General features: G+C 74.0%; 15 protein-coding genes. 9 read left to right on the forward strand and 6 right to left on the reverse strand.

What is annotated here, in order from left to right:
• Positions 1–210: 210 nt before the first annotated feature.
• On the forward strand, positions 211–2,106 hold the full coding sequence (locus AB0442_RS02210; protein WP_366160029.1) for a ricin-type beta-trefoil lectin domain protein: 1,896 nt from the start codon (positions 211–213) through the stop codon (positions 2,104–2,106).
• 68 nt (positions 2,107–2,174) lie between these two features.
• Here AB0442_RS02210 and AB0442_RS02215 read toward each other — a convergent pair whose 3' ends face one another.
• A complete protein-coding gene (locus tag AB0442_RS02215) occupies positions 2,175–2,444 on the reverse strand; it encodes a DUF4190 domain-containing protein (protein ID WP_366160031.1) in 270 nt (89 codons plus the stop codon).
• A 39-nt stretch (positions 2,445–2,483) separates the two neighbouring features.
• A complete protein-coding gene (locus AB0442_RS02220; protein WP_344622714.1) occupies positions 2,484–2,639 on the reverse strand; it encodes a hypothetical protein in 156 nt (51 codons plus the stop codon).
• Between the two features lie 116 nt (positions 2,640–2,755).
• On the opposite strand from AB0442_RS02220, the gene AB0442_RS02225 reads away from it, so the two are divergent.
• Positions 2,756–3,379: a TetR family transcriptional regulator gene (locus tag AB0442_RS02225; RefSeq protein WP_366160032.1), complete on the forward strand. Its 624-nt coding sequence runs from the start codon at positions 2,756–2,758 to the stop codon at positions 3,377–3,379.
• A gap of 166 nt (positions 3,380–3,545) precedes the next feature.
• Here AB0442_RS02225 and AB0442_RS02230 read toward each other — a convergent pair whose 3' ends face one another.
• On the reverse strand, positions 3,546–3,848 hold the full coding sequence (locus AB0442_RS02230; protein ID WP_366160034.1) for a hypothetical protein: 303 nt from the start codon (positions 3,846–3,848) through the stop codon (positions 3,546–3,548).
• Positions 3,849–3,986: 138 nt separating this feature from the next.
• Between AB0442_RS02230 and AB0442_RS02235 the strand changes: the two genes are divergently transcribed.
• The 5 genes from AB0442_RS02235 to AB0442_RS02255 all read left to right on the forward strand — a co-directional run bounded on the left by AB0442_RS02235 (position 3,987) and on the right by AB0442_RS02255 (position 9,246).
• Positions 3,987–4,826 (forward strand): serine protease, encoded by an 840-nt coding sequence (locus AB0442_RS02235; RefSeq protein WP_366160035.1) that lies wholly within the window; start codon positions 3,987–3,989, stop codon positions 4,824–4,826.
• Between the two features lie 162 nt (positions 4,827–4,988).
• Positions 4,989–5,615, forward strand: a complete 627-nt coding sequence (locus AB0442_RS02240) for a TetR/AcrR family transcriptional regulator (protein ID WP_366160036.1) — start codon at positions 4,989–4,991, stop codon at positions 5,613–5,615.
• A gap of 72 nt (positions 5,616–5,687) precedes the next feature.
• On the forward strand, positions 5,688–7,313 hold the full coding sequence (locus AB0442_RS02245) for an acyl-CoA dehydrogenase family protein (RefSeq protein WP_366160038.1): 1,626 nt from the start codon (positions 5,688–5,690) through the stop codon (positions 7,311–7,313).
• On the forward strand, positions 7,310–8,191 hold the full coding sequence (locus AB0442_RS02250; RefSeq protein WP_366160040.1) for an amidohydrolase family protein: 882 nt from the start codon (positions 7,310–7,312) through the stop codon (positions 8,189–8,191). The genes AB0442_RS02245 and AB0442_RS02250 overlap by 4 nt, the downstream gene beginning before the upstream one ends.
• A gap of 191 nt (positions 8,192–8,382) precedes the next feature.
• Positions 8,383–9,246, forward strand: coding sequence for a DMT family transporter (locus AB0442_RS02255; protein ID WP_366160041.1), 864 nt, complete (start codon positions 8,383–8,385; stop codon positions 9,244–9,246).
• Positions 9,247–9,265: 19 nt separating this feature from the next.
• On the opposite strand, the gene AB0442_RS02260 is transcribed toward AB0442_RS02255, so the two are convergent.
• The gene (locus AB0442_RS02260; RefSeq protein WP_366160042.1) at positions 9,266–10,054 is read right to left on the reverse strand and encodes an inositol monophosphatase family protein; all 789 of its coding nucleotides are present in this window, start codon (positions 10,052–10,054) and stop codon (positions 9,266–9,268) included.
• 118 nt (positions 10,055–10,172) lie between these two features.
• On the opposite strand from AB0442_RS02260, the gene AB0442_RS02265 reads away from it, so the two are divergent.
• Positions 10,173–11,156, forward strand: a complete 984-nt coding sequence (locus AB0442_RS02265; protein ID WP_366160043.1) for an Lrp/AsnC family transcriptional regulator — start codon at positions 10,173–10,175, stop codon at positions 11,154–11,156.
• Positions 11,157–11,194: 38 nt separating this feature from the next.
• The gene (locus AB0442_RS02270; RefSeq protein ID WP_366160045.1) at positions 11,195–11,446 is read left to right on the forward strand and encodes a DUF2277 domain-containing protein; all 252 of its coding nucleotides are present in this window, start codon (positions 11,195–11,197) and stop codon (positions 11,444–11,446) included.
• On the opposite strand, the gene AB0442_RS02275 is transcribed toward AB0442_RS02270, so the two are convergent.
• Entirely contained in the window at positions 11,415–11,918 is a 504-nt protein-coding gene (locus AB0442_RS02275) for a DUF2269 family protein (protein WP_344622723.1), read from the reverse strand. The genes AB0442_RS02270 and AB0442_RS02275 overlap by 32 nt on opposite strands.
• Positions 11,919–12,006: 88 nt before the next feature.
• Entirely contained in the window at positions 12,007–12,741 is a 735-nt protein-coding gene (locus tag AB0442_RS02280; protein WP_366160047.1) for a 4'-phosphopantetheinyl transferase superfamily protein, read from the reverse strand.
• Between the last annotated feature and the right edge of the window lie 116 nt (positions 12,742–12,857).

Consider the following 12,857-nt stretch of genomic DNA (forward strand, 5'->3'; position numbering starts at 1 on the left):
AACTGGAAACTTTCCTGTCAGACATTCCGTCAACTCGTGGCACATGATCACCGAGCAATCGCTCTCCTGTGTTCATGAGTTGACAGGAATTTGGTGCAGACCGGCTTCTTGACGGTGATGAGTCATCAGGAGTTGAATCTGGACCGCCGGCCGGCAGTCGTACATCGCCCATCCGTCCCACCCACCCCCACACCGAAGGCGGATCCGATCATGGCCTGGCCCCCACCCCACCATGCCGTCCGCACGCGCCGGACGGCCGCCGCGCTGCTCTCCGGCGCCCTGGCCGCGACCGGCCTGCTGGCCGGAGCCCCCGGCGCGCACGCGGCAGGCGAAACCGTGAACGTCTGGCTCACGACCACCGACGACGCCGGCGGCCGGCACGTCACCCGCGGGCTCGCCCAGCAGGCGGCGTTCACCTTCAACCCGGGCTCCGGCAGCGGAGGTCAGCTGATCTCGGTCGACGAGTCCACCCGCTACCAGCAGTTCACCGGCGGCGGCGCCTCGTTCACCGACACCGCCGCCTGGCTGATGAACGGCAGCGGCGCCCTGGGCGCGGCCACCCGCGACGCCACCATGCGCAAGCTCTTCTCGCCGACCGAGGGCATCGGGCTGTCGTTCCTGCGCAACCCGATGGGCTCCTCCGACCTGGCCCGCTACGGCTACACCTACGACGACCAGCCCGCGGGCTCGGTCGACCCGGCGCTGAACGGCTTCACGATCGGCCACGACCTGGCCGACGTGCTGCCGCTCACCAAGCAGGCCAAGCAGCTCAACCCGGCCCTCACCACCATGGCCTCGCCGTGGACGGCGCCCGCCTGGATGAAGGACAGCGGCAACCTCGGCGGCGGCTGGCTGAAGGCCGAGTACTACGGCGCCTACGCCCAGTACTTCGTGAAGTACCTGCAGGCGTACCAGGCGCAGGGCGTGCCGGTGAACTACGTGACGGTGCAGAACGAGCCCACCTGCTGCGCCGGCTACCCGTCGATGAGCTGGAACGGCTCGGGCCTCGCCTACTTCACCAAGAACAACCTGCTGCCGGCGCTGGCCGGCGCGGGCCTGCCGACCAAGGTCCTGGCCCTGGACTGGAACTGGGACCAGTACAACGGCTACGCGGCACCCGTGATGGACGACGCGGCGATCCGCACCCACCCCAACTTCGGCGGCATGGCCTGGCACGGCTACGGCGGCGACGTCTCGGCGCAGACCACCGGGCACAACCAGTACCCGACGGTGGACGCCTTCGACACCGAGCACTCCGGCGGCACCTGGATCGGCGACCAGCAGCAGGAGGACATGCGCAACATCATCGACTACACCCGCAACTGGGGTAAGTCGGTGACCAAGTGGAGCCTCGCCGTCGACCAGAACATGGGCCCGCACTACGGCGGCTGCGGCACCTGCACCGGCCTGGTCACGGTGCACAACGGCGACTCCCGCAGCGGCCAGGTGGACTACACCGTCGAGTACTACACCATGGGCCACCTCACCAAGTTCGTGAAGCCGGGCGCCTACCGGATCGCCTCCACCGCCAACTCCGCGGTGCCGAACGTCGCCTGGCAGAACCCGGACGGCTCCAAGGCGCTGATCGCGTACAACGACAGCGGCAGCGCGCAGACCGTCCGGGTGGTCTGGGGCGGCCAGAACTTCAGCTACGGCCTGCCCGCGAAGACCTCCGCCACCTTCACCTGGGCCGGTACCCAGGGCGGGGGCGGCGGCGCGACCGGCCGGATCACCGGCCTGGGCGGCAAGTGCCTGGACGTCGCGGGCGCCAACTCCGCCAACGGCACCGCCGTGCAGCTCTACGACTGCAACGGCACCGGCGCCCAGAACTGGACGGTCGGCACCGACGGGACGGTCCGCGCCCTCGGCAAGTGCCTGGACGTGGCCTCCGGTTCGACCGCCGACGGCGCCAAGACCCAGCTGTACGACTGCAACGGGACGGGCGCCCAGCAGTGGGCGTACAACCCGTCGACGCACGACCTCGTCAACCCGACGGCGAACAAGTGCCTGGACGTGACGGACAACAGTCCGGCCAACGGTGCCCGGATCCAGATCTGGACCTGCACCGGCGCGGCCAACCAGAAGTGGACGGCCCCGACCTCCTGACGGGCCGGTCGTCCACGGGCACGCGCCCGGTCCTGCCGCAGGGCAGGACCGGGCGCGTCGCCGTTGCGTCAGGCGCCGAGCTGCCAGACGGTGCCGTGCCCGGCCAGGGTCGCCACCGTCAGGACGGCGAGGTCGGCGACGCCGAGCGCGATGCCGAGCAGGGCCCGGCCGCGCCGTCCGGTGCCGCGGACCAGGGCGAGCGTGCCGAGCACGATCGCGACCGGGCCGAGCACCAGGTTGAAGAGCAGCAGCCCCGGCAGGGCCAGCAGGAAGGAGGCGACGGCCATCTGGTCGCCGTCGGCGGTGGTGCGGGTGCGGGGTGTGGCGAGCTGTTCCATGGCAGGACTCCGGTGGGAGGTCGAAAGGGTGCCGGGTTGTCAGCGGTGCCGGGCGCGGGCGATCCGCTCGCGGGCGCCGAAGGCGAGCAGCCAGAGCGCGATCGCGGCGGAGGCGGCCAGGAAGACCGGCATGGAGGTGTGGATCGCGGCCCCCGCGAGGAGGCCCATGGCGACGATGACGATCAGAAGGCTCACGGCAGGTGTCCTCTCCCCGGTCGGCGGCCGATTCGGTGTACGACTGTTCGCCGACTTTTCCATCGTACGCGCTCCGGGGCTCGCCAAAGTCGGCAAACGGTTGTTTACTGAATGATGTGAGTCACACCCCCGGGGTCCGCCAGGCCCAGAAGCAGCAGAGTCGCCGCGCCCTCCTCGACGCCGCCCTCGGCCTGCTGGAGCACCAGAACCTCAGCGGCGTCGGCGTCCGCGAGGTGACCCGGGGGGCCGGGCTCTCGCCGGCCGGGTTCTACCGGCACTTCCGCGACCTGTCCGAGCTCGCCGTGGTGCTGGTCGGGGAGTCGCTCGCCAGTCTGCACGGGATGATCCGCCGGGTGCTGGCCGAGTCCGGCGACTCCGACCAACTCATCGACCGCTCGGTCGAGTTGATCGCCGACCACGTACGCGAGCACCCGGCGTACGTCCGCTTCCTGGCGCGCGAGCGGCACGGCGGGGTGCGGGCCGTCCGGGAGGCCATCGCCGCCGAGTTCGAGCGCTTCGCCGACGAGGTGGCGGCCGGCCTCGGCGCCCAGCCGGCCTCGGAGGGCTGGTCCCGGGCGGACGTGCGGATGCTCGCCGAACTCTACGTCGAGCACATGGTGGCGACCGCCGCCGCCTTCCTGGAGGCCGGCCCGGCGGGGGAGGCGCGGATCGCCCGCACCGCCCGCACCCAGCTGCGGCTGATCACCACCGGCCGCCGCCACTGGCTCGACGGGGGCTGAGATCCCGCAGGGGGCGCGGAAGGCCGTGCGGTTCCGGGGTGCCCGATCAGTGCGCTCTCCGCGTCCGCGTTGCGCAGTTCCGCCCCCGGCCTTCGGCCGGGAGGTGCCCCCGGCACCCCTGTTCGTGGTCGGCCTTCCCTGCGCCCCCGGGGTGGCCGACAGGTGGCTACTGCCAGAGGTCCTGGCCGTCGCGGCCGCTCGGATCGGCCGTCAGCAGGTCCTCGTGCAGCCCCGCCGCGGGGCGCGAGCGGTCGAGTTCCTCCAGCGTCGTGAAGACGGCCTCGTGGGCGACGGCCCGGGCGAGGAGCGTCAGGTCGTCACGGTCGGCCCCGGCGTCCAGCAGGCGGCGGGCCGCCGGCAGTCGTTCCAGGGCGCCCGGGGCGGCCCAGCCGTCGACGGCGTCGTGCCAGAGCGTCCGGAGCGGGGCGTCGCGGGCGGGCTGCGGCCGGTCGTCCTCGATCTCGTTCACCGCAGCAGGATGCCGCACGGGCCCGGCTCCGGGAGCTCCTGAGGGGCGGTTGTTGTAACCGATAATTCATACAAGCATATTGACTGGGCGTCATGAACACGCCAGGTTTGGAGGACCCCCACTCCGAGAGGCCCTCCCATGAAGAAGCCGCTCATCGGCGCGTCCCTGGCCCTGCTGCTCGGCGGCGCCACCGCGCTGGCCGGTGCCGCCCCCGCCGCGGCCGCCACCGAGGGCGCCGCAGCCGTCGCCGTCGACTTCGCCGGCACCGTGGCGCTCAGCAACTGTTCCGGCTCGGTCGTCCGGCTGCCCGGCTCGGCCGCCACCGACCCCGCGCTGGTGCTCACCAACGGCCACTGCCTGGAGAGCGGCATGCCCTCGCCCGGTCAGGTGATCACCAACCGCTCGTCCAGCCGCAGCTTCACCCTGCTCAACTCCTCCGGCGGCAGCCTCGGCACCCTGCGCGCGAACAAGGTCGTCTACAGCACGATGACCGACACCGACGTGACGCTCTACCAGTTGACCAGCACCTACGCCGCCATCCAGTCCCGCTACGGCATCGCCCCGCTCACCCTCTCGGCGAGCCACCCCGCGGCCGGTGCCTCGATCAAGGTGGTCTCCGGGTACTGGAAGAAGATCTACTCCTGCAGCGTGGACGGCTTCGTCTACCGGCTGAAGGAGGGCGGCTGGACCTGGAAGGACTCCGTCCGCTACACCTCCAGCTGCAACACCATCGGCGGCACGTCCGGATCCCCGGTCGTCGACACCGCCACCGGCCAGGTCGTCGCCGTGAACAACACCGGCAACGAGGACGGCGAGCGCTGCACCGAGAACAACCCGTGCGAGGTCGACCAGAACGGCACGGTGACCGTCCGCAAGGGCATCAACTACGCCGAGGAGACCTATCTCATCCCCGCCTGCTTCGCCGCGGGCAACAAGCTCGACCTGAACCGGTCCGGCTGCGCGCTGCCCAAGCCGTAGCGGGCCGGTCCACGCCCGCAAGGGCCCGACAGCCAACTGCCGCCCCCTCCCCGAGGGCCGTCCGCCGACCGGCGGGCGGCCCTCGCGGCGTTCCCGGGCGGGCCGGCGTGACCGGCGCCGCCGCCCTTCACGAAGAAGTGAATCAGTGCTTCAATGCTTGGCATGGCATACCGACGCACCCCCGCCGTCCAGGCCCGGCTCGACGCCCAGCGCGCCGCCGTGCTCCAGGCGGCCGTCGCCCTGCTCGCCGAGCGCGGCTACGCGGGCTGCTCGGTCGCCGCCGTCGCCGAACGCGCCGGGATCGCCACCGGCTCCATGTACCGGCACTTCGCCGGCAAGTCCGACCTCGCCGTCGAACTCTTCCGCACGGTCGTCGGCGGGGAGGTCGCCGCCGTCACCGCGGCCGTCGAACGCGAGTCCACCCCGCAGCGCCGGGTCGCCGCCGTCGTCGAGACCTTCGCCGCCCGCGCGCTCAAGGCCCCCCGCCGCGCCTACGCCCTGCTCGCCGAACCCGCCGACCCGGTCGTCGACGCCGAACGCCTGGTCTTCCGCCGGGCCTTCCGCGACCTCATCGCCGCGCAGATCGCCGACGCCGTCGAGAGCGGCGAGCTGCCGCCCCAGGACGCCGGACTGACCGCCGCCGCGCTGGTCGGCGCGATCGGCGAGGCCCTCGTCGGCCCGCTCGCCGCCGGCGGCGACCCGGGCGACACCATCCCCGCACTCACCGCCTTCGCGCTGCGCGCCCTCGGCACCCCCGAGGCCGCACCGCCGGCCCGCACCACCCGCTGAACCCCGAAGCCCCGCAGAACCGTTCGAGCACCGAAACCCCGCAGACCCCCAGACCCCCGCCAGGAGGACGGCATGCCGACGCACGAGGTCACCAACCAGGTCCCCGACCCGTACGGCCACGACGTCGCCGCCGACCCGGCGCTGCTCGCCGCCCTGCACCGGGCCGGCGCCGGCTGGGCCGAGGACGAACTCCACGAGCTCGGGCGCCTCGCCGGCTCCGAGGAGGCCGACACCTGGGGCCGCCTCGCCAACGAGAACCCGCCCGTCCTGCGCACCCACGACCGCTACGGCCACCGCGTCGACGAGGTCGAGTTCCACCCGTACTGGCACCGGCTGGTGGACACCGCCGTCCGGTACGGCCTGCACGCCGCCCCCTGGGCCGACGACCGCCCCGGCGCGCACACCGCCCGCGCGGCCAAGTTCTACGTCTGGGGCCAGGTCGAGGCCGGCCACACCTGCCCGATCTCCATGACCTACGCCGCGGTGCCCGCCCTGCGCGCCACCCCCGACCTCGCCGAGCGCTACGAACCGCTGCTCTCCGCCCGGGAGTACGACTTCGGGCTGCGCGAGCCCGGTACCAAGCGCGGCCTGATCGCCGGCATGTCGATGACCGAGAAGCAGGGCGGCTCCGACGTCCGAGCCAACACCACCACCGCCGTCCCGCACGCCGACGGCAGCCACCGGCTCACCGGCCACAAGTGGTTCACCTCCGCGCCCATGTCGGACGTCTTCCTCACCCTCGCCCAGGCCCCCGGCGGACTCAGCTGCTTCCTGCTGCCCCGCGTGCTGCCCGACGGCAGCCGCAACCCGATCCGCCTCCAGCGGCTCAAGGACAAGCTCGGCAACAAGTCCAACGCCTCCGCCGAGATCGAGTACGAGGGCGCCACCGGCTGGCTCGTCGGCGAGGAGGGCCGCGGCGTCCCCACCATCATCGAGATGGTCAACATGACCCGCCTCGACTGCACGATCGGCGCCGCCTCCGGCATGCGCTACGGCACCGTCCGCGCCCTCCACCACGCCACCCACCGGCGGGCGTTCGGCGCCGCCCTGGTCGACCAGCCGCTGATGCGCAACGTCCTCGCCGACCTCGTCGTCGAGTCCGAGGCCGCGACCGTCGTCGCGATGCGGCTCGCCGCCGCCACCGACGCCGCCCTCGCCGGCGACGAACAGGAGACCCTGCTGCGCCGCCTCGGCCTCGCCGTCTCCAAGTACTGGGTCTGCAAGCGCGGTCCGGCGCACGCCGCCGAGGCGCTCGAATGCCTCGGCGGCAACGGCTACGTCGAGGAGTCCGGCATGCCCCGGCTCTACCGGGAGGCCCCGCTGGTCTCCATCTGGGAGGGCTCCGGCAACGTCGCCGCCCTGGACGCGCTGCGCGCCATGGCCCGCCGCCCCGCCAGCGTCGACGCCTTCCTCGCCGAACTCGACGCCGCCGCGGGCGCCGACCGCCGCCTCGACGCCGCCACCGCCGCCCTGCGCAAGCAACTCGGCGACCTCACCGACCTCGAGTACCGCACCCGCCGGCTGGTCGAGTCGATGGCACTCACCCTCCAGGGCTCGCTGCTCGTCCGGTACGGCGACCCGGCCGTCGCCGACGCCTTCTGCGCATCCCGGCTCGGCGGCGACCACGGACTCGCCTTCGGCACCCTGCCCGCCGGCACCGACACCGCCGCGATCCTGGACAGGGCCGTCCGGCGGTGACCGGGACCGACGAAGTCCGCGCCTTCTGGCAGCAGTTGGGGCTGCCCGGCCTCATCGACGTGCACACCCACTTCATGCCCGAGCAGGTGCTCGACAAGGTGTGGGCGTACTTCGACGCGGTCGGGCCGCTCACCGGGCAGCCCTGGCCGATCGCCTACCGGCACGCCGAACGGCAACGCGTCGACACCCTGCGGGAGTTCGGCGTCCGCGCCTTCACCGCCATGCTCTACCCGCACAAACCGGCGATGGCCGCCTGGCTCAACGCCTGGGCCGCGGACTTCGCCGCCCGCACCCCCGACTGCCTGCACACCGCCACCTTCTACCCCGAGGACGGCGCCGCCGGGTACGTCGAAGCGGCGCTCGACCGCGGCGCCCGGGTCTTCAAGGCCCATGTGCAGGTGGGTGCGTACGACCCGGCCGACCCGCGGCTCGACGCCGTCTGGGGCCTGCTCGCCGAGAGCGGCACCCCGGTCGTCACGCACTGCGGCTCCGGCCCCGCCCCCGGCAAGCACACCGGGCCCGGGCCGATCGGCGCCGTCCTCGCCCGCCACCCCCGACTCCACCTGGTGGTCGCGCACATGGGCCTGCCCGAGTACGCCGACTTCCTCGACCTCGCCGACCGCCACCCGAACGTCCACCTCGACACCACCATGGCGTTCACCGACTTCACCGAACGCCTGGCCCCCTTCCCGCCGGGCCTGCGGCCCCGCCTCACCGACCTGCAGGACCGCATCCTGCACGGCACCGACTTCCCCAACATCCCGTACGGGTACGGGCACGCGCTGACCGCCCTGGAGCGGCTGGGCCTGGGGGAGGAGTGGCTGCGGGCGGTGTGCTGGGGGAACGCGGCACGGCTGTTCGGAGTGGCCGGAGGGTGAGCCGCTGCGCGGGGCGGGGTGACGGGGTAGTGGCGTGCTCTCCGGCTCGTGCGGTGTTCGCGGCTCGCACGGTGTTCCGTCAGGTGGCGCCCCTGAATGGCTGGCGCCGGGGTCGGGGTGCGGCGCGGTGCGACACGGGTGCGGGGCGGGCGGGTGAGACTGGGCGGATCCGGTGAAGGGAACCGCCCGTCTTGCTCCCCGTCCTGTTCGCCCTGTGCGGCGCGATCAGCAACGCCCTGGCCACCGTGCTGCAGCACCGTGCCGCGCAGACCGTGCCGCGCTCCTCCGGCTTCCGGTTCGGCCTGCTGCGCGACCTGGCCCGCCGCCCGGTCTGGCTGGCGGGCATCGCCGCGGTGACCGCCGCCGCGCTCTTCCAGGCGGTGGCGCTGGCCCGCGGCGCCCTCTCGGTCGTCCAGCCGATCTTCGTCCTGGAGCTGCCGTTCGCGCTGGTCATCGCCTCGGCGACGTCCCACCGGAACCTCTCCCGCCGGGCCTGGGCCGCCGTCGCCTGCATGGTGGTCGGCCTCGGCCTCGCGCTGGGGGCCGCCGCGCCGACCCCCGGCACGATGCACGTCCCGATGTCCCGCTGGATCCCGGCCCTCGCGGGCTGCGGCGCCGCGATCGCGGTGCTCTGCGCGGTGGCGCTGCGCCGTCCGCCCGGCGGGGTCCGCGCCGCCTGCCTGGCGGGCGCGGCGGCCGTCGGCAACGCGCTGACCGCGGCGCTCATCAAGTCCTCCACCCATCTGCTCGACAAGCACGGGCTGGAGGCCTTCCTCACGGCCTGGCAGACCTACGGCTTCGCCGTCGCCGGGGTCGGGGCGCTCTACCTGCTGGAGAACGCCCTGCAGTCGGGTCCGCTGGTGGCCTCGCAACCCGCGCTGACCCTCGGCGACGCGGGGGTCAGCCTGCTGCTGGGTGTCCTGCTGTACGAGGAGACGCTGCGCGCCGGCCTCTGGCTGATCCCCGAGACCGTCGGCGTCGCGCTGATCGTCGCCGGCGTCGTGGTGCTCGCCCGCGCGCCCTTGACCAGCACCCTGATGAGCCCCGAGGACTGAGACGGGGCCGCCGCGGCCGTCACCGCACCTGTGCCAGCACCGCCAGCGCCTCGGCGTGGACCCCGGGGGCGGCGGCCAGGAAGCTGTCCGCGGCCGGCGTCCACGGCCGCCCCGCCGCGTCGGTGACCACGGCCCCGGCCTCGGCGGCGATCAGGGCACCCGGCAGCAGGTTGGGGCCGTCCTGGCCGTACTCCCAGAAGAGGCCGAGGTTCCCGGCGCCGACCTGGGCCACCTGCAGGGCGGTCGGGCCGAGGTTGCGGACGGCCAGGGCCCCGCCGAGCATCGCCGTCAGCGATTCGCCGGCCCGCCGCCGGGCGACCGGGTCACCGGCCACCGTCGGCGGCTGCGCGGTGGCCGCGACCGCGACCTGCAGGGTGCGGGGGGTCGGGGCGATCGGCCGGCCGTCGAGGTGGGCGCCGCAGCCGCGCAGTGCGGTGTAGGTGGCGTCCTGGAGCGGCGCGTGCACCACGGAGAGCACGGCGGCGCCGTCCCGGACGAGGGTGGCGGTGACCGCCCAGTGCGGCAGCCCGCCCAGGTACTGGACGGCGCCGTCAGTGGCGTCGCAGACCCACCACTCGCCCTCGGCGGGCACGTCGCCGTCCAGTTCCTCCCCGTGCCACCCGGCGGACGGCCGCAGCGCGGTGAGGCGCTCGCGCAGCAGTGCGGCGGCGGGGCCGTCCACCGCGCGGAAGGCGGCCACGGCCTCGGCGAGATCGGTCGCGGACACCGGGGCCGGGCTCTGCAGGGCGGTCAGCCGCCCGCCGACGGCGTGCACCGCGTCGATCGTTTTGGACAGCGTCTTCTCCACGGGGGTCCTCTCGGTCGTGGCCTGCCCGGTCGTGTCCGGCTCGGCCATGGAGAAGAAGTACCGTGATCGCGGCGGACCAGGACTCTCAATCGGCCAGGAACGGCGGAGATCGGACACAGTGGACCTCGAAACGGCGGATCCGGACGACCGGCTGGACGAGCTGGACCGGCGGCTGGTCTGCGCCCTGCAGATCGACGGCCGGGCCGAGACCGGCCGGATCGCCGAGGTGCTCGGCGTCTCCGCCCGGACGGTGACCCGGCGCCTCGCCCGGCTGCTCGGCAGCGGCACCGTCACCGTCGTCCTCATGCCGGACGTCCGGGACCGCGCGGTGGGTGCCCTGCTGCTGAGGGTCCGCGTCCTGCGCGGCAAGGTGGAGACCGTCGCGCACGCGCTGGCGGCCCGCCCGGACGTGCCGTTCGTCGACATCATGCTCGGCGGCAGCGAGGTGAGCGCCGTCGTGCTCACCGACGCCGGCTCCCGGGACCGCCTGCTCTACGGCCAACTCCCCGCCACCGGAGCCGTCCTGGAGACCGATGTGCACGCGGTGCTGCACGCCTTCGCGGACGCCGGCCACTGGCACTCCGGCCACCTCGCGCCCGAGCAGGTCGCCGCCCTCGCCCCGCCCGCCCCGACCACCGCGGCCCCCGCCACCGACGCGCTGGACCGGTCCCTGCTCGACCTGCTCGGCCGGGACGCGCGCCGGTCGCACGCCTCCCTCGCCGCCGCCTCGGGCGCGCCCGAGTCCACCGTGCGCCGACGGCTGCACCGGCTCGCCGCGGGCGGACTGCTGCGCACCCACGCCACCGTCGACCCCCGGCTGCTCGGCATGGCGGTCGACGCCAACCTCTGGCTGGACGTGCCGCCCGGCCGGCTGGCCGAGGTCGGCGGGGTGCTGGCCGGGCACCCGCAGGTGCACGGCGTCCTCGCGACCAGCGGCCCGGCCAACCTGATGGCCACCGTCTTCTGCGAGGACCACGCCGCCCTGTTCCGGTTCACCACCGACGTGCTGGGCCCGCTCGACATCACCCGCGCGGAGACCGCGATCGTCGCCCGGGCGGTGAAACGCGCGGGCGTACGCCTCGTCGCCCCGATCCGCCGATGACGGCCCGCGGGGCGGGTGCGCCGGGCAGACTGGGGGGTATGTGCCGATCGATCAAGACGCTCCGGCCGCCGGAGACGCCGGAGGTCACCACCGACGACGTCCACGCCGCGGCCCTGCAGTACGTCCGCAAGGTGTCCGGCTTCCGGACGCCGGCCGCCCACAACAGGGAGGCCTTCGAGCAGGCGGTCGCGGCGGTGGCCGCGGCGACCCTGGAGCTGCTCGAAGGCCTGGAGATCCGGGGTGCCGGACGGGTGGAGGTCAGGCCCCCGTCGTCGACCCCGGTCGGATGACCATCAGCACCACGACCACCGCCCACAGCAGGTTGAAGACCCCGGCGGTCATCGGCAGCAGCTTGAGGCCGCGCTCCGCCCGCTCCCGGTCGTCGCCGCGGGAGTGGGCGGCGGGGGTGCCCGCCTCCGCGTCCAGGGTGTCGATCACGGACTGCTGGGCGGGCACCACGAAGAGCAGCAGCGAGCCGGCCGACAGCGCGGTGATCACGATCGAGGCGATCAGCCAGCTCTGGCCGAGGACGTCCATCACCTGGGCCACGCCGATGCCCAGCAGCGGGACGGCGATCCCGAGCAGCGCGTAGACCTGGGTGATCCGGTGCAGCAGCCGCACCGAGGCGGCCGCGACCGGCTGGTCCGCGCCGGAGCCCAGGGCCGCGGCCGCGCGCCGCGGGAACATGCTGACGGCGACCGCCACCGGGCCGATGAACAGCACCGAGGCCAGCACGTGCAGGCTCAGCAGGAACTTGGCCATGGGGAAGTCGTCCTTCGCGCGGCGGGGGAGGAATGGGCGGACCTGCGCGGATGCGGTCCGACGCGGCCGTCGCCGACGCTAACACCCCTTACGCGGACGCCCCCGAACGCCCCTGGACTCCTCCTGGGCGCAGGCCGTCCGGCTGCAGGAGCCGGACCGGCCGGGTGCTGACCGCGGCGAGCAGGGCCCCGCTGCCGGGGGCCGCCCAGTCCAGCAGGTGCAGGTCGCCGTGGCGGTACAGGGCCGGTCCGGGGCCGGGAAGGTCCAGCGGCAGCGCGGACAGGTCGACGGAGGCGAGGGTGTCCAGGCTCGCCCGGCCGATCTTGATCATCGCCTCCTTGCGGACCCACTGCCGCAGGAAGGCCCCGTCCGGGTCCGGACGGGCGGCCACCAGGGCGGACTCGGCGGGGCCGAGCACCCGGTCGTGCAGGTCGGCGGTGCCGTCCCGGCCGCCCGGCAGTTCGACGTCCACGCCGACCGGCGCGGGCCCGGCGGCCGCGGCCACCACGCCCTCGGTGTGCGACAGGCTCAGCCCCACCTCCGGCCGCCCGGCCAACGAGGGCGCGCCGTGTCCGGAGAGCCCGCAGTCGGGGCAGTACTGCTCCAGCACCAGCCCGGCGACCGGGACGCCCAGCAGCCGGGACGCGCAGAGCCGGACGAGCAGGTGCGCGGCGACGAAGTCCAGCCGGTTCCGGTCGCGGTGGAAGCGCGCCGCGCGCTCGCGTTCGACCGGGGTCAGCAACTCCTCACCGAGGCCGGGCAGCGCCAACACCTCGGCGCTCCCCGCGACCGCCACCAGCCCCCCGCCGACCGTCCCGTCCACCCGCTCGCCCTCCTCGGCTCCGTCCGGACCACCCTAGGCCGCCGTCCCCGGGACCCTCCCGCGTCCGGCGGGATCCGGCCGGGCCCGGTACAGGCGGATCAACCTGACATATTGTC

The sequence above is a fragment of the Kitasatospora sp. NPDC085895 genome, assembly GCF_040702125.1.
GTDB lineage: Bacteria > Actinomycetota > Actinomycetes > Streptomycetales > Streptomycetaceae > Kitasatospora > Kitasatospora arboriphila.